Source organism: Vreelandella azerica (genome assembly GCF_013112225.1).
In the GTDB taxonomy this organism is placed as follows: domain Bacteria; phylum Pseudomonadota; class Gammaproteobacteria; order Pseudomonadales; family Halomonadaceae; genus Vreelandella; species Vreelandella azerica.
In genome coordinates, this window is record NZ_JABFHI010000002.1 from 137578 (window position 1) to 160043 (window position 22466).

32 protein-coding genes and 7 pseudogenes are annotated in these 22466 nt (G+C 55.3%); 37 read left to right on the plus strand and 2 right to left on the minus strand.

The genetic code is table 11. The features are described 5' to 3' along the window. The first annotated feature begins 56 nt into the window (after positions 1-56). The 37 genes and pseudogenes from rpsL (at position 57) to HLB35_RS04785 (ending at position 21033) form a co-directional block, all read left to right on the plus strand. Positions 57-430, plus strand: a pseudogene (gene rpsL / locus HLB35_RS04615) (30S ribosomal protein S12). Positions 431-584: 154 nt separating this feature from the next. Then, a pseudogene (gene rpsG / locus HLB35_RS04620) lies at positions 585-1054 on the plus strand (30S ribosomal protein S7). Positions 1055-1184: 130 nt separating this feature from the next. Further along, positions 1185-3308: an elongation factor G gene (fusA, locus tag HLB35_RS04625; protein WP_171701697.1), complete on the plus strand. Its 2124-nt coding sequence runs from the start codon at positions 1185-1187 to the stop codon at positions 3306-3308. Between the two features lie 27 nt (positions 3309-3335). Next, the gene (gene tuf / locus HLB35_RS04630) at positions 3336-4529 is read left to right on the plus strand and encodes an elongation factor Tu (protein ID WP_171701698.1); all 1194 of its coding nucleotides are present in this window, start codon (positions 3336-3338) and stop codon (positions 4527-4529) included. A 159-nt stretch (positions 4530-4688) separates the two neighbouring features. After that, on the plus strand, positions 4689-5000 hold the full coding sequence (rpsJ, locus tag HLB35_RS04635) for a 30S ribosomal protein S10 (protein ID WP_171701699.1): 312 nt from the start codon (positions 4689-4691) through the stop codon (positions 4998-5000). Positions 5001-5173: 173 nt separating this feature from the next. After that, the gene (rplC, locus tag HLB35_RS04640) at positions 5174-5812 is read left to right on the plus strand and encodes a 50S ribosomal protein L3 (RefSeq protein WP_171701700.1); all 639 of its coding nucleotides are present in this window, start codon (positions 5174-5176) and stop codon (positions 5810-5812) included. Positions 5813-5826: 14 nt separating this feature from the next. Next, positions 5827-6432, plus strand: a complete 606-nt coding sequence (rplD, locus tag HLB35_RS04645) for a 50S ribosomal protein L4 (protein ID WP_171701701.1) — start codon at positions 5827-5829, stop codon at positions 6430-6432. Further along, positions 6429-6724 (plus strand): annotated as a pseudogene (gene rplW, locus HLB35_RS04650) (50S ribosomal protein L23). Before rplD ends, rplW begins: the two are co-directional and overlap by 4 nt. 17 nt (positions 6725-6741) lie before the next feature. Further along, positions 6742-7568: pseudogene (gene rplB / locus HLB35_RS04655) on the plus strand (50S ribosomal protein L2). A 33-nt stretch (positions 7569-7601) separates the two neighbouring features. Further along, complete coding sequence (gene rpsS / locus HLB35_RS04660; protein ID WP_100820735.1) at positions 7602-7877, plus strand: 30S ribosomal protein S19; 276 nt, start codon at positions 7602-7604, stop codon at positions 7875-7877. 18 nt (positions 7878-7895) lie between these two features. After that, positions 7896-8228 (plus strand): 50S ribosomal protein L22, encoded by a 333-nt coding sequence (gene rplV / locus HLB35_RS04665; protein ID WP_010626471.1) that lies wholly within the window; start codon positions 7896-7898, stop codon positions 8226-8228. An 11-nt stretch (positions 8229-8239) separates the two neighbouring features. Continuing rightward, complete coding sequence (gene rpsC / locus HLB35_RS04670; protein WP_171701702.1) at positions 8240-8941, plus strand: 30S ribosomal protein S3; 702 nt, start codon at positions 8240-8242, stop codon at positions 8939-8941. A gap of 15 nt (positions 8942-8956) precedes the next feature. Further along, the gene (gene rplP / locus HLB35_RS04675) at positions 8957-9370 is read left to right on the plus strand and encodes a 50S ribosomal protein L16 (RefSeq protein WP_171701703.1); all 414 of its coding nucleotides are present in this window, start codon (positions 8957-8959) and stop codon (positions 9368-9370) included. After that, positions 9370-9561 carry a 50S ribosomal protein L29 gene (rpmC, locus tag HLB35_RS04680; protein ID WP_016915779.1) on the plus strand — a complete coding sequence of 64 codons (192 nt, stop codon included), beginning with the start codon at positions 9370-9372 and terminating at the stop codon, positions 9559-9561. Before rplP ends, rpmC begins: the two co-directional genes overlap by 1 nt. A 1-nt stretch (position 9562) precedes the next feature. Continuing rightward, the gene (rpsQ, locus tag HLB35_RS04685; protein ID WP_171701704.1) at positions 9563-9823 is read left to right on the plus strand and encodes a 30S ribosomal protein S17; all 261 of its coding nucleotides are present in this window, start codon (positions 9563-9565) and stop codon (positions 9821-9823) included. 51 nt (positions 9824-9874) lie between these two features. Then, positions 9875-10246, plus strand: coding sequence for a 50S ribosomal protein L14 (gene rplN, locus HLB35_RS04690; protein ID WP_100820738.1), 372 nt, complete (start codon positions 9875-9877; stop codon positions 10244-10246). A gap of 14 nt (positions 10247-10260) precedes the next feature. After that, the gene (gene rplX / locus HLB35_RS04695) at positions 10261-10575 is read left to right on the plus strand and encodes a 50S ribosomal protein L24 (protein ID WP_171701705.1); all 315 of its coding nucleotides are present in this window, start codon (positions 10261-10263) and stop codon (positions 10573-10575) included. 18 nt (positions 10576-10593) lie between these two features. After that, positions 10594-11132: pseudogene (gene rplE / locus HLB35_RS04700) on the plus strand (50S ribosomal protein L5). A 10-nt stretch (positions 11133-11142) separates the two neighbouring features. Then, entirely contained in the window at positions 11143-11448 is a 306-nt protein-coding gene (gene rpsN, locus HLB35_RS04705) for a 30S ribosomal protein S14 (RefSeq protein WP_100820741.1), read from the plus strand. A gap of 33 nt (positions 11449-11481) precedes the next feature. Then, entirely contained in the window at positions 11482-11874 is a 393-nt protein-coding gene (rpsH, locus tag HLB35_RS04710) for a 30S ribosomal protein S8 (protein WP_100820742.1), read from the plus strand. Positions 11875-11883: 9 nt separating this feature from the next. Further along, the gene (gene rplF, locus HLB35_RS04715) at positions 11884-12414 is read left to right on the plus strand and encodes a 50S ribosomal protein L6 (protein WP_171701706.1); all 531 of its coding nucleotides are present in this window, start codon (positions 11884-11886) and stop codon (positions 12412-12414) included. Between the two features lie 9 nt (positions 12415-12423). Continuing rightward, positions 12424-12774 carry a 50S ribosomal protein L18 gene (rplR, locus tag HLB35_RS04720; protein ID WP_100820744.1) on the plus strand — a complete coding sequence of 117 codons (351 nt, stop codon included), beginning with the start codon at positions 12424-12426 and terminating at the stop codon, positions 12772-12774. A gap of 11 nt (positions 12775-12785) precedes the next feature. Then, a complete protein-coding gene (rpsE, locus tag HLB35_RS04725; RefSeq protein WP_171701707.1) occupies positions 12786-13286 on the plus strand; it encodes a 30S ribosomal protein S5 in 501 nt (166 codons plus the stop codon). A gap of 5 nt (positions 13287-13291) precedes the next feature. After that, positions 13292-13474, plus strand: a complete 183-nt coding sequence (gene rpmD, locus HLB35_RS04730) for a 50S ribosomal protein L30 (protein WP_171701708.1) — start codon at positions 13292-13294, stop codon at positions 13472-13474. Between the two features lie 3 nt (positions 13475-13477). Continuing rightward, complete coding sequence (rplO, locus tag HLB35_RS04735; RefSeq protein WP_171701709.1) at positions 13478-13912, plus strand: 50S ribosomal protein L15; 435 nt, start codon at positions 13478-13480, stop codon at positions 13910-13912. Continuing rightward, positions 13913-15243 (plus strand): annotated as a pseudogene (gene secY, locus HLB35_RS04740) (preprotein translocase subunit SecY). It begins immediately after the preceding gene. A 91-nt stretch (positions 15244-15334) separates the two neighbouring features. Beyond that, positions 15335-15448, plus strand: coding sequence for a 50S ribosomal protein L36 (gene rpmJ, locus HLB35_RS04745; RefSeq protein ID WP_031384759.1), 114 nt, complete (start codon positions 15335-15337; stop codon positions 15446-15448). A 141-nt stretch (positions 15449-15589) separates the two neighbouring features. Then, positions 15590-15946, plus strand: a complete 357-nt coding sequence (gene rpsM / locus HLB35_RS04750; protein WP_171701710.1) for a 30S ribosomal protein S13 — start codon at positions 15590-15592, stop codon at positions 15944-15946. 52 nt (positions 15947-15998) lie between these two features. Continuing rightward, on the plus strand, positions 15999-16385 hold the full coding sequence (gene rpsK, locus HLB35_RS04755) for a 30S ribosomal protein S11 (RefSeq protein WP_009723883.1): 387 nt from the start codon (positions 15999-16001) through the stop codon (positions 16383-16385). A gap of 12 nt (positions 16386-16397) precedes the next feature. Next, positions 16398-17018, plus strand: coding sequence for a 30S ribosomal protein S4 (rpsD, locus tag HLB35_RS04760; RefSeq protein ID WP_171701711.1), 621 nt, complete (start codon positions 16398-16400; stop codon positions 17016-17018). A gap of 117 nt (positions 17019-17135) precedes the next feature. Continuing rightward, positions 17136-18131 carry a DNA-directed RNA polymerase subunit alpha gene (locus HLB35_RS04765; protein WP_100820751.1) on the plus strand — a complete coding sequence of 332 codons (996 nt, stop codon included), beginning with the start codon at positions 17136-17138 and terminating at the stop codon, positions 18129-18131. A 39-nt stretch (positions 18132-18170) separates the two neighbouring features. Then, entirely contained in the window at positions 18171-18557 is a 387-nt protein-coding gene (gene rplQ / locus HLB35_RS04770; protein ID WP_171701712.1) for a 50S ribosomal protein L17, read from the plus strand. 286 nt (positions 18558-18843) lie between these two features. After that, positions 18844-19212 carry a D-alanyl-D-alanine carboxypeptidase family protein gene (locus HLB35_RS18200; protein ID WP_328731096.1) on the plus strand — a complete coding sequence of 123 codons (369 nt, stop codon included), beginning with the start codon at positions 18844-18846 and terminating at the stop codon, positions 19210-19212. After that, complete coding sequence (locus HLB35_RS18205) at positions 19172-19600, plus strand: D-alanyl-D-alanine carboxypeptidase family protein (RefSeq protein WP_328731098.1); 429 nt, start codon at positions 19172-19174, stop codon at positions 19598-19600. The genes HLB35_RS18200 and HLB35_RS18205 overlap by 41 nt, the downstream gene beginning before the upstream one ends. Next, positions 19585-19857 (plus strand): hypothetical protein, encoded by a 273-nt coding sequence (locus HLB35_RS18210; RefSeq protein ID WP_328731100.1) that lies wholly within the window; start codon positions 19585-19587, stop codon positions 19855-19857. The genes HLB35_RS18205 and HLB35_RS18210 overlap by 16 nt, the downstream gene beginning before the upstream one ends. Before the next feature lie 32 nt (positions 19858-19889). Next, positions 19890-20078 (plus strand): SPOR domain-containing protein, encoded by a 189-nt coding sequence (locus HLB35_RS18215; RefSeq protein WP_328731102.1) that lies wholly within the window; start codon positions 19890-19892, stop codon positions 20076-20078. Positions 20079-20156: 78 nt separating this feature from the next. After that, positions 20157-21033: pseudogene (locus HLB35_RS04785) on the plus strand (DMT family transporter). Here HLB35_RS04785 and thiE read toward each other — a convergent pair. After that, positions 21011-21637 carry a thiamine phosphate synthase gene (gene thiE, locus HLB35_RS04790; RefSeq protein WP_171701713.1) on the minus strand — a complete coding sequence of 209 codons (627 nt, stop codon included), beginning with the start codon at positions 21635-21637 and terminating at the stop codon, positions 21011-21013. The pseudogene HLB35_RS04785 and the gene thiE overlap by 23 nt on opposite strands. 15 nt (positions 21638-21652) lie before the next feature. Then, entirely contained in the window at positions 21653-22435 is a 783-nt protein-coding gene (gene thiM / locus HLB35_RS04795) for a hydroxyethylthiazole kinase (RefSeq protein ID WP_171701714.1), read from the minus strand. Between the last annotated feature and the right edge of the window lie 31 nt (positions 22436-22466).

The following is a 22466-nucleotide window of genomic DNA, read 5'->3' on the forward strand; positions in this document are numbered from 1 at the left end:
GTGGGTTCGCCCGTACTCACTGCAAGGCAAGGCAACCATTGGAGTCAGCTACAGCTATGGCAACGATTAATCAGCTCGTGCGCAAGCCGCGCAAGCGCCCGGTCACAAAAGTGACGTGCCGGCGCTTCAGGCATGCCCGCAAAAGCGTGGTGTTTGCACCCGCGTTTATACTACTACCCCGAAGAAGCCGAACTCGGCCCTGCGTAAGGTCTGCCGTGTGCGCCTTACCAACGGCTTCGAAGTGTCTTCCTACATCGGTGGTGAAGGCCACAACCTTCAGGAACACTCTGTTGTCCTGATTCGTGGCGGCCGTGTAAAGGATTTGCCAGGTGTGCGTTATCACACCGTTCGCGGTGCTTTGGATACCTCTGGTGTTCAGAACCGTAAGCAAGGCCGTTCCAAGTACGGTACTAAACGTCCTAAGTCGTAAGTTCTTTCTGACTTTGTCAGATGGATGAAGCGGAAAAGACGTAGTTTATTAAAGCGATAACTGAATTTTTGTTGGTCTGATAAGAGTAAGGTCGAGCGGCTGATTAGCAGTGAGTCTCGAGTTTACCTGAAGGATCCTTAATTGAGGGCTTATCATGCCTAGAAGAAGAATTGCAGCAAAGCGCGACATCCTGCCGGATCCTAAATTCGGAAGTGAGCGCCTGGCGAAATTCATGAACCACCTGATGTTCAGCGGCAAGAAGTCCGTAGCTGAGCGCATCGTCTATGGTGCGTTGGACAAGGTTGCCGAGCGTAGTAAAGAAGAGCCGCTGGAAATCTTCGACAAGGCGCTGGAAACTATCCAGCCGATGGTCGAAGTCAAGTCGCGCCGCGTGGGTGGTGCGACCTATCAGGTGCCGGTAGAAGTTCGTCCGTCCCGTCGTCAAGCGCTGGCAATGCGCTGGCTGGTCGACGCGGCGCGTCGTCGCGGTGAGAAACAATGGTGCAGCGTCTGGCGGGTGAAATGCTGGATGCCGCAGAAGGCAAGGGTTCTGCGGTCAAGAAGCGTGAAGACGTGCACCGTATGGCTGAAGCCAACAAGGCATTCTCTCACTATCGTTTCTAAGCTCGCTGCCTAGGCTGGTACTGAGTTATCTATGTATCAGACGCCGTCATCCACTGGATGGCGGCATTGGCATATAAACACCCAGTTGCAGCCAGTTTTCGAGCATCGCCAACCAACGGGAGCTACCACCGTGGCACGCAAGACCCCATTAAATCGTTACCGTAATATCGGTATCGTCGCACACGTTGACGCGGGTAAAACCACGACAACCGAGCGTGTACTGTTTTACACCGGCCTGTCACACAAGGTGGGTGAGGTTCATGATGGTGCGGCCACCATGGACTGGATGGAGCAGGAGCAGGAGCGTGGTATTACCATTACCTCTGCTGCGACCACCTGTTTCTGGCAGGGTATGGACAAGCAGTTTCCTGAGCACCGTATCAACATCATCGATACACCGGGACACGTAGACTTCACTATCGAAGTTGAACGTTCCTTGCGTGTTCTTGATGGTGCTGTTGTTGTTCTGTGTGGTTCATCCGGTGTTCAGCCGCAGACGGAAACCGTCTGGCGTCAGGCTAACAAGTATGAAGTTCCGCGCATGGTCTTCGTCAACAAGATGGACCGCACCGGCGCTGATTTCTTCATGGTGGTTGACCAGCTGAAAGAGCGTCTGGGCGCCAAAGCCGTGCCGATCCAGATCAACTGGGGCACGGAAGAAGACTTCAAGGGCGTTATCGACCTGATCCAGATGAAGGCCATCCTGTGGGATGAAGCCAGCCTGGGCATGAACTACGAGCTTGTCGATATTCCGGCAGAGCTGCAGGAAACGGCTGAGAAGTACCGCGAAGAAATGGTCGAAGCGGCTGCCGAAGGTACTGACGAGTTGATGGACAAGTATCTTGAAGGCGGCGAACTGACCGTTGAAGAGATCAAGGCGGGACTGCGCGCGCGCACCCTGGCTAACGATATCGTCCTGGTGACCTGTGGTTCGGCCTTCAAGAACAAGGGCGTTCAGGCAGTGCTGGATGGCGTTATCGAATACATGCCGTCACCGACAGAAGTCAAGGCAATTGAAGGTGAGCTTGACGACAAGGACGGTACTGTTGACACCCGTGAAGCGGATGACAGTGCTCCTTTTGCCGCCCTGGCTTTCAAGATTGCAACCGACCCCTTCGTAGGTACCCTGACCTTTATTCGCGTCTACTCTGGCGTGTTGAATTCAGGTGACGGTGTCTTCAACTCGGTCAAGAGCAAGAAAGAGCGCGTCGGTCGTATCGTACAGATGCACTCCAACTCGCGTGAAGAAATCAAGGAAGTACGTGCGGGCGACATCGCCGCCTGTATCGGTCTGAAGGATGTCACGACAGGCGATACCCTGTGTGATATCAACAACAAGATCGTCCTTGAGCGTATGGAATTCCCGGATCCGGTTATTTCGGTAGCCGTTGAGCCGAAGTCCAAGGCCGACCAGGAAAAGATGGGTGTTGCACTGGGCAAGTTGGCTCAGGAAGATCCGTCCTTCCAGGTGAAAACCGACGAAGAGACTGGTCAGACCATCATTTCCGGTATGGGCGAGCTACACCTTGATATTCTTGTCGACCGTATGCGTCGTGAGTTCAAGGTTGATGCCAATATTGGTAAGCCTCAGGTGGCCTACCGCGAAACCATTCGCGGCAGTGTTGAACAGGAAGGCAAGTTTGTACGTCAGTCGGGTGGTCGCGGTCAGTATGGTCATGTGGTCATGCGCATCGAGCCTCTGACAGCCGAAGAGAAAGGCGAAGGGGATGATGAAATCTTCTTCAAATTCGTTTCGGAAATCGTAGGTGGTGTGGTTCCCAAGGAATACATCCCTGCGGTGGAGAAGGGAGCCTACGAACAGCTCAAGAACGGTGTCATCGCGGGCTGCCCGATGATTGATGTCAAGGTTACGCTGTTCGATGGTTCCTACCATGACGTGGACTCCAACGAGACCGCGTTCAAGGTTGCCTCTTCCATGGCAATCAAAGAAGGCGCCAGGAAGGCCAAGGCCGTGTTGCTGGAACCGGTGATGAAGGTCGAAGTCGTGACTCCCGAGGACTTTATGGGTGACGTCATGGGCGACCTGAACCGTCGTCGCGGTTTGGTGCAGGGCATGGATGACTCCTCTTCAGGTAAAGTTATCCGTGCAATGGTGCCGCTGGGTGAGATGTTTGGTTATGCAACCGACCTGCGCTCACAGACCCAGGGCCGTGCGAGCTACTCCATGGAGTTCGCGAAATACGACGAGGCGCCCTCCAGCGTCGTAGAAGCCGTCATCAATCAAAACGGTTAACCGTTAGCTTATAAAGAGGTTATAGCAGTGGCTAAGGAAAAATTTGAACGTTCCAAACCGCACGTCAACGTTGGTACCATCGGTCACGTTGACCACGGTAAAACAACCCTGACAGCGGCTCTGACCCGCGTTTCTGCTGAAGTTTTCGGCGGTGACTGGCGTGAGTTCGACACCATTGATAATGCTCCGGAAGAGCGTGAGCGCGGTATCACCATCGCGACTTCTCACGTTGAGTACCAGTCTGAAGTGCGCCATTACGCACACGTCGACTGCCCGGGGCACGCTGACTACGTCAAGAACATGATCACCGGTGCAGCGCAGATGGACGGCGCTATCCTGGTATGTTCTGCTGCTGACGGCCCGATGCCGCAGACTCGCGAGCACATCCTGCTGTCTCGCCAGGTTGGCGTTCCGTTCATCGTTGTCTTCCTGAACAAGGCGGACATGGTCGATGACGAAGAGCTGCTTGAGCTGGTTGAAATGGAAGTTCGTGAGCTCCTCGACGAGTACGACTTCCCGGGCGATGATACGCCGATCATCACTGGTTCTGCGCTGATGGCGCTGAACGGTGAAGACGAGAACGGTATGGGTACTACCGCTGTTGCCAGCCTGATCAAGGCAATGGACGCGTACATCCCGGAACCTGAGCGCGCTATCGACCAGCCGTTCCTGATGCCGATCGAAGACGTCTTCTCTATCTCTGGCCGTGGTACTGTTGTTACCGGTCGTGTAGAGCGCGGTATCGTCAAGCCCGGTGAAGAAGTGGAAATCGTGGGTATCCGCGATACTGTCAAGACTATCGTTACCGGTGTCGAAATGTTCCGTAAGCTGCTCGACGAAGGTCGTGCTGGTGAGAACGTTGGCGCCCTGTTGCGTGGTACTAAGCGTGATGACGTCGAGCGTGGTCAGGTTCTGGCCAAGCCGGGCACTATCAAGCCGCACACTACCTTCGAAGCAGAAGTGTACGTACTGTCCAAGGAAGAAGGTGGTCGTCATACGCCTTTCTTCAAGGGCTACCGTCCGCAGTTCTACTTCCGTACCACCGACGTAACCGGTACCTGTGAACTGCCGGAAGGTGTCGAGATGGTCATGCCGGGCGACAATGTTAAAATGGTTGTTACCCTTATTGCACCGATCGCGATGGATGACGGTCTGCGTTTCGCTATCCGTGAAGGTGGTCGTACTGTTGGTGCTGGTGTTGTTGCCAAGATCGTTCAGTAAATAGATCCGGAAGTACTCAAGGGGGCTCTTCATGAGCCCCCTTTTCTGCGCAGTGGAAGCAAATGTTTGACATGTGCTATCGCTGTGCCTATAATGCGCATCCTTTGAATGCGTGGGTAGACGGCTCGCGCCGTCGACATCCATTTGAGTTTAGGGCTAATGCAGAACCAGAAGATTCGCATTCGGTTGAAAGCGTTCGATCATCGCCTGATCGACCAGTCCACTGCGGAAATCGTTGATACCGCAAAGCGTACTGGTGCTCAGGTTCGTGGTCCGATTCCGCTCCCGACCAATCGTGAGCGTTACACCATACTGATCTCTCCGCACGTCAATAAGGACGCGCGTGATCAGTATGAGATTCGTACCCATAAGCGTGTGCTCGACATTGTTGAGCCTACTGAGAAAACAGTTGATGCCCTGATGAAGCTCGATCTCGCTGCTGGCGTAGACGTGCAAATCAAGCTCGACTAATTACACTAGACACTCGCGACCCAGCGCTTTCTGGCTTCATCCTCAGGGTGAGCATCAAGACAACAGAAGCAGCAGTCGCCGCGCCGTGAGGCGCCACACAATGTGCTAGTGGAATGCTCTGGAAAGGGCAGCCATAGCGGGTGACAGCCCCGTACACTATAGGAGAACTGAGAATGACTATCGGTTTGGTCGGTACTAAGGCCGGGATGACCCGCGTCTTTAACGAAGACGGTGCATCTGTGCCCGTAACCGTTATTGAAGTTGATCCTAACCGCGTTACTCGCGTTAAGTCAGTTGAGACTGATGGCTACGCTGCGGTTCAGGTTACAACAGGCTCTCGTAAAGCCAAGCACCTCACCAAGGCGCAAGCGGGTCAGTTTGCCAAGGCAGGTGTTGAGGCTGGTCGTTCCTTGATGGAGTTTCGTCTTGAAGAAGGCGAGCAGGCTCCTGAAGTGGGCGGCGAACTCACCGTATCCCTCTTTGAAGCTGGTCAGAAGATCGATGTGACCGGTACCTCCAAGGGTAAAGGTTTCCAGGGTGCTGTTAAGCGCTGGAACTTCCGTACCCAAGACAATACTCATGGTAACTCTCTGTCGCACCGCGCGCCGGGCTCCATTGGTATGTGTCAGACTCCTGGGCGTGTATTCAAGGGCAAAAAGATGGCCGGTCAGATGGGCAATGTCCGCTGCACCGTTCAGAGCCTTGAGATCGTGCGCGTCGATGCCGAGCGTAATTTGCTGCTCATCAAGGGTGCTGTACCGGGCGCAACCGGCAGTAATGTCATCGTTCGCAGCGCCGTGAAAGCAGGCTGAAGGGGAGTTTACCAATGAATCTGAATCTTGCTGCAGGTGCGGGTACCGTTGAAGTAGCCGACGCCACATTTGGCAATGAATTCAATGAAGCGCTGGTTCACCAGGTGGTCACGGCTTATCTGGCCGGCGGTCGTCAGGGAACGCGCGCTCAGAAGAATCGCTCTGACGTACGTGGTGGTGGTAAGAAGCCATGGCGTCAAAAAGGTACTGGCCGTGCACGTGCCGGTACCATTCGTTCCCCGCTGTGGCGCAGTGGTGGCGTAACTTTCGCGGCGCGTCCTCAGGACCACAGCCAGAAAGTTAACCGCAAAATGTACCGCGCAGCGATGCGCTCCATCCTGTCCGAGCTCGTTCGTCAAGAGCGTCTGGTGGCAGTGGAAGAGTTTCTCGTTGATGCGCCCAAGACCAAGCAGGTCGCTGCCAAGCTGAAAGAGCTGGATCTGGAAAAGGTCCTGATCGTCACTGAAGAAGTTGACGAGAAGCTCTATCTGGCCGCACGCAACCTTCCGCATGTTGATGTGGTGGATGTTGCTGCTGCTGACCCGGTGAGCCTGGTCGCCTTTGACAAGGTGTTGGTCACCGTCTCCGCCCTGCGTAAATTCGAGGAGAAGCTGGCATGAACCAGGAACGCGTATTCAAGGTTCTGCTCGGGCCACACGTGACCGAAAAGGCCGCGATGGCAGCTGAGCGCAATCAGTACGTTTTCAAGGTGGCGAGCGACGCTACCAAGCCTGAGATCAAAAAGCAGTTGAAGCACTGTTCGACAAGAAAGTCGCCAGTGTTCAGACGCTAAACGTCAAAGGCAAGACGAAGCGTACCGCAAATGGCGTTGGCATGCGCAAAGGGTATCGCAAAGCGTATGTCACCCTGGCCGCGGGCGAAACGCTCGAAGACTTCTCTGGCGCCGAATAAGGGCAGGAGTACGGATAATGGCAATCGTCAAGACCAAACCCACATCCGCCGGTCGTCGCCACGTCGTTAAGATTGTTGGCGAGACGCTTTACAAGGGCCGTGCCTATGCACCGCTTCTGGAAAAGCAGTCCAAGTCCGGTGGGCGTAACAACTACGGCCGCATCACTACCCGCCACGTGGGCGGTGGTCACCGTCAGCACTATCGGCTGATCGATTTCAAACGCACCAAGGATGGCATTCCGGCCACCGTTGAGCGTCTGGAACATGATCCCAACCGCAGTGCGCACATTGCGCTGCTGAAGTATGCCGATGGTGAGCGTCGTTACATCATTGCACCGAAAGGTGTCAGCGCGGGTGACGTGCTGGAATCTGGTGTTAACGCGCCGATCAGGAAAGGCAATGCGTTGCCGCTGCGTAACATCCGTTGGGTTCTACCGTTCACGGTATTGAACTCAAGCCGGGTAAAGGTGCGCAGATTGCTCGCAGCGCTGGTACTAGCGCACAGCTGGTTGCGCGTGAAGGCAATTACGCTACCTTGCGTCTTCGCTCCGGCGAAATGCGTAAAGTGTTGGCAGAGTGCCGCGCGACCCTGGGTGAAGTAAGTAACTCTGAGCACAGCCTGCGTCAACTTGGCAAGGCCGGTGCGAAGCGCTGGAGAGGCGTACGTCCCACCGTTCGCGGTGTTGCGATGAACCCGGTAGACCACCCGCATGGTGGTGGTGAAGGCCGCACCAGTGGTGGCCGTCATCCGGTCACGCCATGGGGTGTCCCGACCAAGGGTCATAAGACGCGTAAGAACAAGCGCACCGACAAACTGATCATCCGTCGCCGTAAGGCTCGGTGATTGAACTTGCCAAGAAATTAAGAGGTAACGGCTGTGCCACGTTCACTAAAGAAAGGTCCCTTTATTGACCTTCATCTTTTGAAGAAGGTCGAGGTTGCAGTGGAAAAGAACGACCGTAAACCGATCAAGACCTGGTCGCGTCGTTCGATGATTCTACCGAACATGGTAGGTCTGACCATTGCAGTACATAACGGTCGCCAACACGTCCCGGTGCATGTCTCCGAGGAAATGGTTGGTCACAAGCTAGGCGAATTCGCTGCCACCCGCACTTACCGTGGGCACGTAGCGGACAAGAAAGCCAAACGGTAAGCCAGAGAGGATTGAGAGATGGAAGTCACAGCTAAGTTGCGTGGCGCTCGTTTATCCGCCCAGAAGGCCCGTTTGGTGGCTGACCAGGTGCGCGGTAAACCGGTCGCCGAGGCACTCGACCTGCTGACCTTCTCACCGAAGAAGGCTGCCAAACTGGTCAAGAAAGTGCTGCAGTCCGCCATTGCAAACGCGGAAGAAAATAACGGCATGGATATCGACGAGCTGCGTGTATCGACCATCTGCGTCGATGAGGGCATGACGCTCAAGCGTATCAAGCCGCGTGCCAAAGGGCGTGCGGATCGTATCTTGAAGCGCACCTGTCACATCACCGTCAAGGTAGCCGAGAAGTAGGAGTCGACCAGATGGGTCAGAAAGTCAATCCAACAGGCATTCGACTGGGCATCGTCAAAGACCATGCTTCTGTCTGGTATGCCGAGCGCGGCGCTTACGCCGATAAGCTCAATAACGATCTCGCAGTGCGTAGCTTCCTGGAAGAGCGTCTGAAAAACGCCTCCGTGAGCCGCATTAATATCGAGCGTCCAGCTAATAACGCCCGTATCACCATTCACACCGCCCGTCCGGGTATCGTGATTGGCAAGAAGGGTGAAGACGTTGATCGTCTGCGTCGTGATCTCGGCGAGATGATGGGCGTACCGGTCCATGTGAACATCGAAGAAGTTCGCAAGCCGGAACTGGATGCCAAACTGGTAGCTGCTAACGTTGCCGGTCAGCTCGAACGCCGTGTCATGTTCCGTCGCGCTATGAAGCGTGCGGTACAGAACGCAATGCGTCTCGGTGCTGGCGGTATCAAGATCCAGCTGTCAGGCCGCTTGGGTGGTGCTGAAATCGCACGTACTGAATGGTACCGCGAAGGTCGCGTTCCGCTGCACACGTTGCGTGCGGATATCGACTACGCCACTTACGAAGCTCACACCACCTACGGCGTTATCGGCGTCAAAGTGTGGATCTTCAAGGGTGAAATCCTCGGTGGTATCGAGGAAGTACGTGCCAGGGCCAAGCAACAGCCCGCCGGCAACGCGCCCAAGAAGAAAGGTTCCAAGTAAGGGGAGAGCGAGTCGATGTTACAGCCCAAGCGTTTAAAATTCCGTAAAGTGCAGAAAGGTCGTAACCGCGGCCTGGCACAGCGCGGAAGCAAGATTAGCTTCGGGGAGTATGGCCTCAAGGCTACCGGTCGCGGCCGCATCACTGCGCGTCAGATCGAAGCCGGCCGTCGTGCGATCACACGTCACGTTAAGCGTGGCGGCAAGATCTGGATCCGCGTATTCCCTGATAAGCCGATCTCCAAAAAGCCACTCGAAGTTCGTATGGGTAAAGGTAAAGGTTCAGTCGAGTACTGGGTAGCCCAAATCCAGCCGGGTCGGGTCCTGTATGAGATTGAAGGTGTGTCAGAAGAGCTCGCGCGTGAAGCGTTTGAGCTGGCCGCCCAGAAAATGCCCATATCCACCACCTTTGCGAAACGGACGGTGATGTGATGAAAGCCCAAGAAATTCGTGAAAAGTCAGTCGGAGAGCTTCAGGAACAGCTCCTCGAACTCCTCCGCGAGCAGTTTAACCTGCGCATGCAGAAGGCCACCGGCCAACTGAGCCAGACTCATCTGCTCAAGCAGGTCCGTCGGGATATTGCCCGCGTGAAGACTGTGCTTAACGAGAAGGCAGGTGACTGAGATGGCCGAAGAAAAGAAAGCCCGTACACTCACCGGTAAAGTGGTGAGTGACAAGATGGACAAGTCCATCGTGGTAATGATCGAGCGTCGTGAGCGTCACCCGATCTACGGAAAATACGTAAAGCGCTCCACCAAGTTGCACGCCCACGATGAGTCGAATCAGGCGAAGGCTGGCGACACGGTCTCTATTCAAGAGTGCCGTCCGCTGTCCAAGAAGAAAGCCTGGACCCTCATCGAGGTGGTCGAGCAGGCTAAAGGTTAATTGCCTGCGCCTGTTCAACCAGTGCAGTCAGATTAGGTTTGGAGAAAACCGATGATTCAGACTCAGACAATGCTGGATGTCGCTGACAACAGCGGAGCGCGCCGGGTGCAATGCATCAAGGTGTTAGGCGGTTCACACCGCCGCTACGCTCGCGTTGGTGACGTCATCAAAGTATCAGTAAAAGAGGCGATCCCGCGTGGCAAGGTCAAGAAAGGCCAGGTCATGAAAGCGGTTGTCGTCCGTACCAAGAGCGGCGTCCGTCGTCCTGACGGTTCGCTGATCCGTTTCGACGGGAATGCGGCGGTTCTGTTGAATAACACCAACGAACAGCCGGTCGGGACCCGTATTTTCGGGCCGGTCACTCGTGAACTTCGTAATGAAAAGTTCATGAAGATCATTTCCTTGGCGCCTGAAGTGCTGTAAGGAGCGAGGCGGATATGCAAAAGATCAAACGTGACGATGAAGTCATCGTCATCGCCGGGAAGGATAAAGGCAAGCGTGGCACCGTCAAGCGGGTATTAGAAAACCGCTTTGTGGTGTCCGGTGTGAATATGATCAAGCGTCACACCAAGCCAAATCCCATGGCGGGAAATCAGGGCGGTATCGTTGAGCGTGAGGCTCCGATTCACGCGTCCAACGTAGCCATCTTCAATTCGGAGACCGGTAAGGCGGATCGCGTCGGGTTCCAAGTCCAGGAAGACGGTACCAAGGTACGTATCTACAAGTCGACGCAGACGCAGATCGACGCCTAACGTGAGTCGGGTAGCAAAATGGCGAACTTGAAAGAACGTTATCAAAACGAGGTTGTAGCTAAACTGAAAGAAGAGTTCAGCTACGCCAACGTAATGCAGGTACCCCGGATCACGAAAGTGACCCTTAATATGGGTATCGGCGAAGCGGTCAGCGATAAAAAGCTGATCGATAATGCCATCGGCGATCTGGAGAAGCTTTCCGGTCAAAAGCCGCTGGTGACCAAGGCACGCAAGTCCATCGCGGGCTTCAAGGTGCGTGAAGGTTGGCCCATCGGTGTCAAGGTCACACTGCGCAGCGAGCGTATGTGGGACTTCCTGGACCGTCTGGTCAACATCGCGATTCCACGCGTGCGTGACTTCCGTGGTCTCAACCCGAAGTCTTTTGACGGTCGTGGCAATTACTCAATGGGTGTGCGTGAGCAGATCATCTTCCCGGAACTCGAGTATGATAAGATCGATCATATCCGGGGTTGGATGTCACCATCACCACTACCGCCAACACCGACGAGGAAGGTCGTGCACTTTTGCGTGCACTGAACTTCCCCTTCAAAAAATAAGGGTTGGATCATGGCAAAGAAAAGCATGGTAGAGCGTGAGCTCAAGCGCACGAACCTGGTAGCCAAATACGCTGCCAAGCGCGCTGAGCTCAAAGCAATCATCCAGGACGTTAACGCTTCCGACGAAGAGCGCTTCGACGCGCAGCTTAAGCTGCAGCAACTGCCGCGCGATTCAAGCCCGGTACGTCAGCGTAATCGCTGCCGCGTTACCGGCCGTCCGCACGGTTTCTATAACAAGTTCGGCCTCGGCCGTAACAAGCTGCGTGAAGCCGCCATGCGTGGCGACGTCCCTGGCCTTAAAAAGTCCAGCTGGTAAGTGCCACGTAGAATCATCAGGAGCGCACATTAAATGAGCATGCAAGACACTCTGGCGGATATGTTTACCCGTATCCGCAATGCGCAGATGGCCACCAAGGAGACGGCAACCATGCCGTCCTCCAAGTTGAAAGTGGAAGTGGCCCGCGTGCTGAAAGAAGAGGGCTACATCACTGATTACTCAGTGGCTGAAAGCAGCAAGCCCGAACTGACCGTCACTCTCAAGTACTTTGAGGGCAAGCCGGTTATCGACCACATCCAGCGGGTTTCCAAGCCGTCTCTGCGCCAGTACAAGGGCAAAGACAACCTGCCTAAGGTCGCCGATGGTCTGGGTATCGCGATTGTCACCACTTCCAATGGTGTGATGACCGATCGTGCCGCGCGCCAGGCGGGTGTCGGTGGCGAAGTCATCTGCACCGTATTCTAGGAGGCTGGAATGTCCCGCATAGCGAAATATCCGGTTAAACTGCCCGCCGGCGTTGATATCAAGCTTGACGCAGGCACAGTGACCGTCAAAGGTGGTCAAGGTACGCTTTCCATGCAGGTTCACGATGATGTCGTGATTGCACAGGAAGACGGCCAACTGACCTTCGCGCCGAGTGAATCGGCGAAGAGCTGGGCAATGGCCGGTACTACCCGCGCCTTGGTTCAGAACCTGGTCACGGGCGTATCCGAGGGCTTTACAAGATCCCTCGAAATTGTTGGCGTCGGTTATCGTGCCCAAGTAAAGGGCCAGACGCTCAATCTTTCACTGGGCTTCTCGCACCCGGTCGACTACGAACTGCCTGAAGGTGTCTCAGCGGAAACGCCGAAGAACACCGTTATCGTGCTGAAAAGCGCGGACAAGCAGAAGCTCGGTCAGTGCGCCGCGGAAATCCGCGCCTTCCGTCCCCCTGAGCCGTATAAAGGCAAGGGTGTTCGGTACGCCGACGAGCAGGTGCGTCGCAAAGAAGCCAAGAAGAAGTAAGGCAGGGTTATGAACGCGAAGAAAGAATCTCGTCTCCGTCGTGCCCGCCGTGCTCGCGCCAAGATCCGCGAGCTAGGCGCGTTCCGCCTGTGCGTCAACCGTACCCCACGTCACATCTATGCGCAGATTATCTCGCCGGATGGTGGCAAAGTGCTGGCCAGTGCATCTACGCTGGACAAAGCGCTTCGCGAGGGTGCAACCGGTAATACAGAGGCTGCCACGAAAGTCGGCGCCCTGATTGCCGAACGCGCAAAAGAAGCAGGCATCACCCAGGTGGCCTTCGATCGTGCTGGCTTTATGTATCACGGTCGCGTCAAGGCTCTGGCCGACGCCGCACGTGAAGGCGGCCTGGAATTCTAAAGGGTTTTACGATGGCGAAGAACGAACAGCAAAACGGTGATCTGCAGGAAAAGCTCGTGCAGGTCAACCGTGTCGCCAAGGTGGTCAAGGGTGGTCGTATTTTCGGCTTTACCGCACTGACCGTCGTTGGTGATGGTAAAGGTCGTGTCGGCTTTGGTCGTGGTAAGGCACGTGAAGTGCCGGTTGCCATTCAAAAGGCGATGGAACAAGCGCGTCGCAACATGGTCAAGGTTAACCTTGCAGGCCACACGCTGCAGTACCCGGTAAAAGCCCGTCACGGTGCTTCCAAGGTGTACATGCAGCCGGCTTCTGAAGGTACCGGTATCATCGCAGGCGGTGCCATGCGCTCAGTACTTGAGCTCGCTGGCGTCCACGATGTACTGGCCAAGTGCTACGGTTCTACTAACCCGGTCAACGTTGTCCGCGCAACCGTCAATGGTCTCGCGTCAATGCAGGCACCGGAAGACGTGGCTGCCAAGCGTGGCCTGTCTGTCGAAGCGATCACGGGGTGAATACCATGGCAGCAACGATCAAGGTTACCCAGGTCCGCAGCACCATCGGGATTCTGCCCAAGCACAAGGCCACTATCATGGGCTTGGGTCTGCGTCGCATCGGTCACACGGTTGAACTGGAAGACACCCCCGCCGTACGCGGCATGATCCACAAGGTAACCTACCTTGTGCGCGTTGAGGGAGAGTAATCCATGAAACTCAATACTCTGAGCCCGGCACCGGGCTCAAAGCAGGCTGAAAAGCGTGTTGGTCGTGGTATCGGTTCCGGTCTGGGCAAGACCGGTGGCCGTGGCCACAAAGGCCAGAAGTCACGCAGTGGCGGCAGCGTCAAGCCAGGTTTTGAAGGCGGTCAGATGCCGTTGCAGCGTCGCCTGCCAAAATTTGGTTTTACCTCTGCCAAGTCACTGGTATCTGAAGAAGTCCGCGTGGCTGAGCTGGCGAAAGTAGCCGGTGATGAAGTCACTCTTGACACGCTGAAAGATGCCAACGTGCTGAAGGACTCTACGCGTCATGCGAAGATTATCCTGTCAGGCGATCTCAACAAGGCGGTTACGGTTCGCGGCATCAAGTGCACTAAGGGTGCGCGGGCTGCTATCGAAGCCGCTGGCGGAAAGGTAGAGGACTAAATGGCCAAGTCAGGAAATATGCCGGCGATGGGTAGCGGTCTGAGTGAACTATGGGCGCGTCTGCGCTTCGTGCTCCTCGCCATTGTGGTCTACCGTATCGGTGCCCACATTCCCGTACCCGGTATCAATCCTGACCAGCTTGCTGCCTTGTTTAGGGAGCAACAGGGTACCATTCTGGGCATGTTCAACATGTTCTCGGGTGGTGCACTGGAGCGCATGAGTGTCCTCGCGCTGGGTATTATGCCCTATATTTCCGCGTCGATTATCATGCAGCTGATGTCCGCGGTTTCCCCCATCTTGAACAGCTCAAGAAGGAAGGGGAAGCCGGCCGCCGCAAGATCAGCCAGTACACCCGCTACGGCACGGTGATACTGGCATTGGTTCAGGCCACCGGTATGTCGGTGGGCCTGGCTAGTCAGGGAATTGCCTACAGCGCTGACTTCAGCTTCTATTTCACTGCTATTGTCACCTTTGTGTCAGGTGCAGTGTTCATGATGTGGCTGGGCGAGCAGATTACCGAAAAAGGCATCGGCAACGGTATCTCATTGCTGATCTTTGCTGGTATCGTCGCCGGGCTTCCTGGTGGCATCGGTCAGGCTTTCGAGCTTGCCCGTAATGAAGGCGCCTGGAATGTACTGCCGCTGTTGGCTTTGTCTGCACTAGGTATCGCCACTGTGGCGTTCGTGGTGTTCATCGAGCGCGGCCAACGCCGTCTCAAGGTGAACTACCCACGTCGTCAGGTGGGAAACAAGATGTATGCAGGCCAAAGCAGTTATCTGCCTTTGAAAGTTAATATGGCCGGTGTCATTCCGGCTATCTTTGCTTCCAGTATTCTACTGTTCCCGGCATCGATCGGTCAGTGGATGGGGGCGGGTGAAGGCATGGAGTGGCTGCAGCGCGCATCTCAGGCGCTCGGCCCGGGTCAACCGCTTTATATCTTGCTTTTCGCGGCGGCAGTGGTATTCTTCTGCTTCTTTTACACAGCGCTGGTCTTTAACCCTAAAGATGTGGCTGACAATCTTAAAAAGTCAGGTGCCTTCTTGCCGGGGATACGTCCAGGTGAGCAAACTGCTCGCTACATAGATAAGGTCATGACACGTCTGACCTTGTTCGGTGCACTGTACATCACCGCAGTTTCTCTGATGCCCCAGTTTTTGATTGTGGCCTGGAATGTTCCGTTCTTCTTTGGCGGTACATCCCTGTTGATTGTCGTGGTGGTTATCATGGACTTCATGGCTCAGGTGCAGTCGCATTTGATGTCCAATCAGTACGATTCAGTAATGAAGAAGTCCAACCTGAAAGGCTACGGCAGCGGCGGCATCATGCGCTGAGGCGATGTCCAACGCTTTAATACCCGTGAGGGAAGCCCCTCGGCAACCAGTGTCGAGGGCGCACCGCGAGACGGTTTTTGGAGAAAGATCGATGAAAGTTCGAGCTTCCGTAAAGAAAATGTGCCGTAACTGCAAGATTATCCGTCGCAATGGCGCTGTACGCGTTATTTGCACGGAGCCTCGGCACAAGCAGCGTCAGGGTTAATCCTGGCCTGAACATGCTGGCGTCAGGGTCTCTGCTGCCTGGCTGGTTGCAATGCTTGCAATCCAGCTCTGGTAGAGGTATTCTGTTGCGCCTTTTAAAGATGAACAAACGAGCAAGCCGCTCAAACTTCGGAGTAAGCTGATGGCCCGTATTGCAGGCGTCAATATCCCGGACAACAAGCATGCGGCGATCTCGCTGACCTACATCTTCGGGATTGGCCGTACCCGTGCTGAGCACATCTGTGCTGCAGCTGGTATCGCGCCGACTACCAAGATTCAGGACCTGTCCAGTGAAGAACTGGATACCGTTCGTTCTGAAGTTGGTAAGTATACCGTAGAAGGCGACCTACGCCGTGATGTCACGCTGAATATCAAGCGTCTCATGGACTTGGGTTGCTACCGTGGTCTGCGTCATCGCCGTAGTCTTCCGCTGCGTGGTCAGCGGACCAAGACTAACGCGCGTACCCGTAAGGGCCCGCGTAAGCCGATCCGCAAATAACACGCAGGCTCTTTAATAGAGAGTTGACGTAAAGACAGGAATAGACATCAACATGGCTAACCCGCGTAGTAACCGTAAAAAGGTTAAAAAGCAGGTAGTGGACGCCGTAGCGCATATCCATGCCTCTTTTAACAACACGATCGTGACGATCACAGACCGCCAGGGCAATGCTCTTTCATGGGCAACTGCCGGTGGTTCGGGTTTTCGTGGTTCTCGCAAGAGCACCCCGTTCGCTGCTCAAGTAGCAAGTGAACGTGCAGCAACTGCTGCAGCCGAGTATGGTGTGAAAAACGTCGACGTGCTGGTCAAAGGCCCAGGTCCTGGTCGTGAATCCGCCGTGCGCGCACTCAATGCCGCCGGCTTCCGCGTGCAAAGCATCACTGACGCGACGCCCATTCCCCACAATGGCTGCCGTCCGCCTAAGAAACGCCGCGTTTAAGGAGACAGATTCATGGCTCGTTATATTGGACCGAAGTGCAAACTGTCTCGTCGTGAAGGCACAGACCTCTTTTTAAAGAGTGGTGTGACTCCCTTCGAGAAAAAGTGTAAATCCGAACAGATTCCGGGTGTACACGGCCAGCGTCGTCAGCGTCTTTCCGACTACGGCTTGCAGCTTCGTGAGAAGCAGAAAGTACGCCGTATGTATGGCGTACTCGAAAAGCAGTTCCGTAACTACTACAAAGAAGCCGCCCGCCTGAAAGGTGCAACCGGTGAAGTATTGTTGCAGTTGCTCGAATCCCGACTGGATAACGTCGTCTACCGCATGGGCTTTGGCTCGACTCGCTCAGAAGCACGTCAGCTGGTCAGTCACAAGGCAATTGCTGTGAACGGCAAAACCGTTAACGTGGCTTCCTATCAGGTCAAGCCAGGTGACGTTGTTTCCGTTCGCGAAAAGGCGAAGAATCAGGCTCGCATCCAAAGCGCCATGGCCCTGGCGGCCAACCGTGGTGATGTGATCTGGATCGAAACAGACGCCAAGAAGATGGAAGGCACTTTCAAGGCTCTGCCTGAACGCGGTGACCTGACTGCCGACATCAACGAAAATCTGATCGTCGAGCTGTACTCGAAGTAAGTCTTGACTGGCTTCTTCATGTCCGGGCGTGGTGCCTAACCCGCCCGGTTATTCTGGATTGTTTTACTGACTTTCCAGAGTGCTCAGAACCCGTTTGGCAGCCTGAAAGGTGTTTTTATGCAGCGTTCAGTGACAGAGTTTCTCCGTCCTCGCGACATCAAGGTCGAAGAAATTAGCGCACATCATGCCAAGATCGTTCTCGAACCCTTCGAGCGCGGCTTTGGTCACACTCTTGGGAATGCACTGCGTCGCATTCTGCTTTCGTCCATGCCCGGTGCCGCCGTGGTTGAGGCTGAAATCGCAGGTGTCGAGCATGAATATAGTGCCATCGAAGGAGTGCAGGAGGACGTAATTGAAATCCTCCTGAACCTTAAAGATGTTGCGATCAAAATGCACAGCCGCGATGAGGCGGTGCTCTCGCTGAACAAGCAGGGCCCAGCCGTCGTCACTGCTGGCGACATTGCACTTGATCACAGCGTTGAAATCGTCAACCCGGATCACGTCATTGCGCACGTAAACGAAGGTGCCGAGCTGAAAATTCAGCTTAAAGTGGCACTGGGGCGCGGCTACGAGCCTGCTGATGTTCGTGGTTCAGATGATGAATCACGGGCGATTGGCCGCCTGCAGCTGGATGCTACTTTCAGCCCTGTGCGTCGTGTTTCTTATGCCGTTGAAGCAGCCCGTGTCGAGCAGCGTACTGACCTCGATAAGCTGATTATCGATCTGGAAACAGACGGCACCCTGGATCCAGAAGAGGCTATCCGCCGCAGTGCGACCATCTTGCAAGAGCAGTTGGCCGCCTTCGTCGACCTTGAAGCTGATAAAGAGCAAGAAGTCGAAGAGGAAGAGGATCATGTTGATCCGATTCTACTGCGCCCCGTAGACGATCTTGAGTTGACTGTTCGCAGCGCGAACTGCCTGAAAGCCGAGAATATTTATTACATTGGTGATCTGATTCAGCGTACCGAAGTTGAGCTGCTGAAGACACCTAATCTCGGCAAGAAGTCCTTGAATGAAATCAAGGATGTACTGGCAGCACGTGGCTTGTCCCTCGGCATGCGGTTAGAGAACTGGCCGCCAGCAAGCCTGAAGGACGACAAGGCCTCCGCGTGAGCGTCATCTTGAGTCCCAGTTTGGTAAGGAATCACAACCATGCGTCATCGTAAGAGTGGTCGTCATTTAAATCGTACCAGCTCGCACCGTCAGGCCATGTTCAAAAACATGTCTGTATCACTGGTCGAGCATGAAATTATCAAGACAACCCTGCCGAAAGCCAAAGAGCTGCGTCGCGTTATTGAGCCGCTGATTACTCTGGCCAAGCAGGATAGCGTTGCCAACCGTCGTTTGGCGTTTTCCCGCACGCGTTCCAAGGAAGCGGTGGGCAAACTGTTCAACGAACTGGGCCCGCGTTATGCCGAGCGTCCGGGTGGCTACATCCGTATTCTCAAGTGCGGTTTCCGCGCCGGTGATAACGCGCCGATGGCATACGTTGAACTGGTAGACCGCCCCATGGTGGAAGACGTCGCCGTCGAAGATTAAGTTCTGTTTCGACGCAAGGGTGACGGTAAAACCGGCCTGATATCTCTGGCATAATGCCAGTGACTATCAGGCCGGTTTTTTTGCTGCTTTTTTAATTGCTGATGGGACTGGATGGCAGATACAGATAGCTTAAAAACCGCTATTCTCTATGTCACTAATAGCAGTAGCGCTCAATCAGTGACGGAATAGTTTGTTATCAACAAGGAACTCAGAGGGCTTGATCATGCAGGCTGGCCATTGTTCGAACGCTCAGCATCGTAGCGCCTATCGGCCAGGTGCCTCTATCATGCTGGCTGTCCTGATACTGCTGATGCTGTCAGTAGCTTCCGTCGCGCAGGCAAACCCCCGCTATGCCGGTATCGTGGTTGATCTGGATAATGGTGAAGTGCTCTACGCTGAAAACGCGGACGAGCGCCGTTACCCGGCTTCTCTGGTCAAGATGATGACGCTTTACATGACGTTTGAAGCATTGGAGAGTGGCCGCCTTTCGTTGCATCAACCGTTGCCTGTATCGGCCTATGCTGCTGCAAAGCCAGCCGTTAAATTATGGCTGCCAGCGGGCAGCACTATTACGGTTGATCAGGCCATTCGCGCCTTGGCCGTGCGGTCTGCCAATGACGTGGCTGCTGTTCTTGCAGAAGCACTGGGGGTCTGAAGGCATGTTTGCGCTACAGATGACCGAACGTGCCCGTGAGCTTGGTATGACCTCTACCACCTTCAAAAACGCCTCCGGCCTGCCTGATAGTGGCCAGGTGACCACCGCTCGAGACATGGTTCGACTTGCGGTGCGAGTGATGGATGACTTTCCGCAGTACTATCATTATTTTGGATTGCAGTCGTTCAACTTTAACGGCAAAACGCATAAAAGTCATAACCGTTTGGTACGTAACTATCCTGGGGCTGACGGCTTGAAAACCGGTTTTATCCGCGCGTCCGGTTTTAACGTAGCGACGACCGCCACTCGGGGTAACCGCCGTCTGGTCGGGATAGTCATGGGGGCTTTACGTCCAAGTCGCGTGATGCCCATATGGCGGATTTGCTAGATCGAAGCTTTCTCCGTTCACGCCTGCGCGACCAGGGCAACTGGCTGGCCAATGCCGATTTTTCGCGTGAATATATGCGCTTTGATGCATCGCCTCCGCGTTACTCACAGCCCGCCTATGCCAGTATCAGCAATGCTTATATTGACAATCGCAATGCCAGCAATTCTGCCAATCCGGTTCGCGAGGTTCGTGAAGTGGCTATTCGTGCGGCCACTCGACCCACGTCGGCGAGTCATGGGGGTGGGGGGTTCAGCTAGGCGCTTTTGCTGAAGAAGGCCTGGCGCGGCGCATGGCAACCCAGGCATCGCAGAAGCTAGGCACTTACATAAGCGGCCAAGTGGCCGTACAGGCAGTGCCAGGCCAAAATCAGCTGTTTCGTGCCCGTGTGGTTTCCCTTGATGAACAGCAAGCTCGTCGCGCCTGTGTGCAGCTACGCTCTCAGGGCATGGATTGTATGGTCGTAAACGCCAGCCTGTAGTGTTAAGTTAAGTATATGACCCCCGCCTGGGTAACCTCGCGGGGTTTTTTGTTTATCTGGATAACGAGAAACGTTGATATGACCACTTCTTTCAAAGGCATTATGTTCATGTGTATCGGGGTGCTGTTTCTGGCGCTGGGCGATGCCGTGTCCAAATGGCTGGGAGAAGTGCACTCACCACTGCAAATCGTGTTTTTCCGCACCCTAGTATCCTTGCCGCTGATTGCGCTACTGGCCCACTTTGGTGCTGGTGGCCTGCGCAAGCTGCAAACGCGCAGGCCTAAGGTGCATCTGATGCGGGGGTGATTTATACCGGCACCATGGGCTTTTTGTCTGGGGGCTGACCATGCTGCCCCTGGCGGAAGCCACAGCCATTGTCTTTGTCGCGCCCATGTTTGTCACTCTGCTCTCCGTTCCTTTGCTCGGCGAGCGTATTGACCCGCCTGTACTGATTGCCTCACTGGTCGGGTTTGTGGGCGTGGTCATTGTGGTACGCCCGGGCGGAGAGGCCTTCCAGCTGGGTTCATTGGTGATGATAGCGGCGGCGGTCTGTTACGCCTTGATGATGATTACCGCCCGCCGCTATGGTGGCCGTGAGCACCTCTGGGCCATGGTGTTCTATATGACGCTGATCCCCATGCTGCTGACGGCACTGACGCTTCCCTGGGTATGGCAGACGCCTCATCCGCAGCATTGGCCCGGCTTTCTGCTGTCAGGCGTTTTAGGCGTCGGCGCCACGGCGTTTATCACCATGGCTTTTCGCCATGCCCCCGCCGCGATTGCCGCCCCCTTTGATTACACTGCCATGCTGTGGGCGGTGCTGCTGGGCTGGTGGTTCTGGGGTGAATTACCGGATATCTGGGTGCTGGTGGGTAGCGTGCTGATTATTAGCAGCGGCCTGGCGATTGCTTACCACGACCGCCGTACTAGCCTTAAGCGTCGGCCCACTGCCTAGCCAGATGATAGGCACTCTCACGAGGAGACGCTTGCCCGCAGATCGCTGAAATCACCGCAACTCCGGCAGCACCACTGCGTTTGGCATCACGCATATGAGCGGCCTTCAACCCACCAATGGCAACGCCCGGTAAGCGGCTGGCTGAGGTTAAGGCTGCCAGGCCCTCAAAGCCAATGGGCGGCTCGTGATCGCCTTTGCTGGGCGTGGCAAATACCGGGCCAAAACCAAAATAATCCAGCAGGCTGATTGGCGCTTGGGAAAGCTGCATCAAGGTGTTGACCGAAAGGCCAATGATCGCCTTCTCGCCTAGCGCTTGACGGGCCTGTTCGATGGTGGCATCGCTTTGCCCGACATGCAGCCCATCGGCCTGGCTGGCAATTGCCACCTCAAGGCGGTCGTTAATGATCAAAGGAACGCCGGTTCCTGCCAGCAGGCTTTTCAGCCGTTTGGCCTGCTCAGTCATGGCCGCATTACTGGCCTGCTTGTCGCGCAGTTGTACAATGCTGACACCGCCAGCAACAGCGTCTTCAACGGTACGTTCCAGGGTTTTTTCAGCACATAAACCTGCATCGGTTACCAGGTATAGCGAAAGATCAAGCGGCATCCATTGGCTCCATTTTCAAACAGGTGTCCAGATCCTGGGGGTAAGCTGGTAAAGGGCATCCAGAAAGGCGGGGGTAAAGCTTCCCGGCCCGCTGGCCATCTGTCCTGCCCGCTCGCCTGCCAGGGCAAAGCAGCCAAAGGCGGCGGCTGTTGCCGTCACTGGCGATGTTGGGTCAGCGCCCACAAACGCCGCTACCGCAGCGCTTAGCCCGCATCCTAGCGTCGTCACCCTCGGCATCAGGGCATGGCCGCCATAAAGGCGTAATGACTGATGGCCATCGGTAATGATGTCGGTTTCACCGCTGACCCCAACAATGCAACCTTGTTGCCTGGCCAGCTGGCGGGCTGCCGTATGGGCGTCTTCTGAGCTGACCGTACTGTCCGCGCCGCGCCCTGGGTTGGCAATGCCGTTAAGGCTAAGAATTTCAGAGGCGTTGCCGCGTATCACAGCGGGCTTGAGAGCCAGCAGCTCAGCGCACAGTTGTTGGCGGTAAGCGGTGGCACCGACGGCAACAGGATCCAGCACCCAGGGCGTGCCAGACGCCTGAGCCGCGCGGGCGGCTATCTGGATGCTATGTGCCCAAGGAGCAGAAATGGTGCCGATATTGACTGAAAGCGCTGCAGACAGCCGCACAAACTCGGCGACTTCCTGCTCAGCATGGAGCATGGCGGGGGAGGCCCCAAGGGCCAGCAGGATATTCGCGCTACTGTTCATCGCCACATAATTGGTAATGCAGTGCGTCAGAGGGGTCACTTGGTGTAAGTGGGTCAAATGCTGACCCAAAGGCGCTATTGTCATGCTGTCATACATTCCTCCCGGGCGGGAGGCA

Bases quoted from the DNA above. Each gene is read 5' to 3' on its own strand.
- rpsC (WP_171701702.1), top strand. From the start codon at position 8,240: ATGGGTCAGAAAGTCAATCCAACAGGCATTCGACTGGGCATCGTCAAA.
- rplC (WP_171701700.1), top strand. From the start codon at position 5,174: ATGACTATCGGTTTGGTCGGTACTAAGGCCGGGATGACCCGCGTCTTT.
- rplD (WP_171701701.1), top strand. From the start codon at position 5,827: ATGAATCTGAATCTTGCTGCAGGTGCGGGTACCGTTGAAGTAGCCGAC.
- rplO (WP_171701709.1), top strand. From the start codon at position 13,478: ATGAAACTCAATACTCTGAGCCCGGCACCGGGCTCAAAGCAGGCTGAA.
- rplN (WP_100820738.1), top strand. From the start codon at position 9,875: ATGATTCAGACTCAGACAATGCTGGATGTCGCTGACAACAGCGGAGCG.
- rplP (WP_171701703.1), top strand. From the start codon at position 8,957: ATGTTACAGCCCAAGCGTTTAAAATTCCGTAAAGTGCAGAAAGGTCGT.
- rpmD (WP_171701708.1), top strand. From the start codon at position 13,292: ATGGCAGCAACGATCAAGGTTACCCAGGTCCGCAGCACCATCGGGATT.
- rpsD (WP_171701711.1), top strand. From the start codon at position 16,398: ATGGCTCGTTATATTGGACCGAAGTGCAAACTGTCTCGTCGTGAAGGC.
- rpmC (WP_016915779.1), top strand. From the start codon at position 9,370: ATGAAAGCCCAAGAAATTCGTGAAAAGTCAGTCGGAGAGCTTCAGGAA.
- rplF (WP_171701706.1), top strand. From the start codon at position 11,884: ATGTCCCGCATAGCGAAATATCCGGTTAAACTGCCCGCCGGCGTTGAT.
- thiE (WP_171701713.1), bottom strand. From the start codon at position 21,637: ATGCCGCTTGATCTTTCGCTATACCTGGTAACCGATGCAGGTTTATGT.
- rpsM (WP_171701710.1), top strand. From the start codon at position 15,590: ATGGCCCGTATTGCAGGCGTCAATATCCCGGACAACAAGCATGCGGCG.
- HLB35_RS18200 (WP_328731096.1), top strand. From the start codon at position 18,844: ATGCTGGCTGTCCTGATACTGCTGATGCTGTCAGTAGCTTCCGTCGCG.
- rplR (WP_100820744.1), top strand. From the start codon at position 12,424: ATGAACGCGAAGAAAGAATCTCGTCTCCGTCGTGCCCGCCGTGCTCGC.
- rplV (WP_010626471.1), top strand. From the start codon at position 7,896: ATGGAAGTCACAGCTAAGTTGCGTGGCGCTCGTTTATCCGCCCAGAAG.
- HLB35_RS18215 (WP_328731102.1), top strand. From the start codon at position 19,890: ATGGCAACCCAGGCATCGCAGAAGCTAGGCACTTACATAAGCGGCCAA.
- rplQ (WP_171701712.1), top strand. From the start codon at position 18,171: ATGCGTCATCGTAAGAGTGGTCGTCATTTAAATCGTACCAGCTCGCAC.
- thiM (WP_171701714.1), bottom strand. From the start codon at position 22,435: ATGACAATAGCGCCTTTGGGTCAGCATTTGACCCACTTACACCAAGTG.
- HLB35_RS18210 (WP_328731100.1), top strand. From the start codon at position 19,585: ATGGCGGATTTGCTAGATCGAAGCTTTCTCCGTTCACGCCTGCGCGAC.
- rpsN (WP_100820741.1), top strand. From the start codon at position 11,143: ATGGCAAAGAAAAGCATGGTAGAGCGTGAGCTCAAGCGCACGAACCTG.
- HLB35_RS18205 (WP_328731098.1), top strand. From the start codon at position 19,172: ATGACGTGGCTGCTGTTCTTGCAGAAGCACTGGGGGTCTGAAGGCATG.
- rpsE (WP_171701707.1), top strand. From the start codon at position 12,786: ATGGCGAAGAACGAACAGCAAAACGGTGATCTGCAGGAAAAGCTCGTG.
- rpmJ (WP_031384759.1), top strand. From the start codon at position 15,335: ATGAAAGTTCGAGCTTCCGTAAAGAAAATGTGCCGTAACTGCAAGATT.
- rpsH (WP_100820742.1), top strand. From the start codon at position 11,482: ATGAGCATGCAAGACACTCTGGCGGATATGTTTACCCGTATCCGCAAT.
- rpsJ (WP_171701699.1), top strand. From the start codon at position 4,689: ATGCAGAACCAGAAGATTCGCATTCGGTTGAAAGCGTTCGATCATCGC.
- rplX (WP_171701705.1), top strand. From the start codon at position 10,261: ATGCAAAAGATCAAACGTGACGATGAAGTCATCGTCATCGCCGGGAAG.
- HLB35_RS04765 (WP_100820751.1), top strand. From the start codon at position 17,136: ATGCAGCGTTCAGTGACAGAGTTTCTCCGTCCTCGCGACATCAAGGTC.
- rpsQ (WP_171701704.1), top strand. From the start codon at position 9,563: ATGGCCGAAGAAAAGAAAGCCCGTACACTCACCGGTAAAGTGGTGAGT.
- rpsK (WP_009723883.1), top strand. From the start codon at position 15,999: ATGGCTAACCCGCGTAGTAACCGTAAAAAGGTTAAAAAGCAGGTAGTG.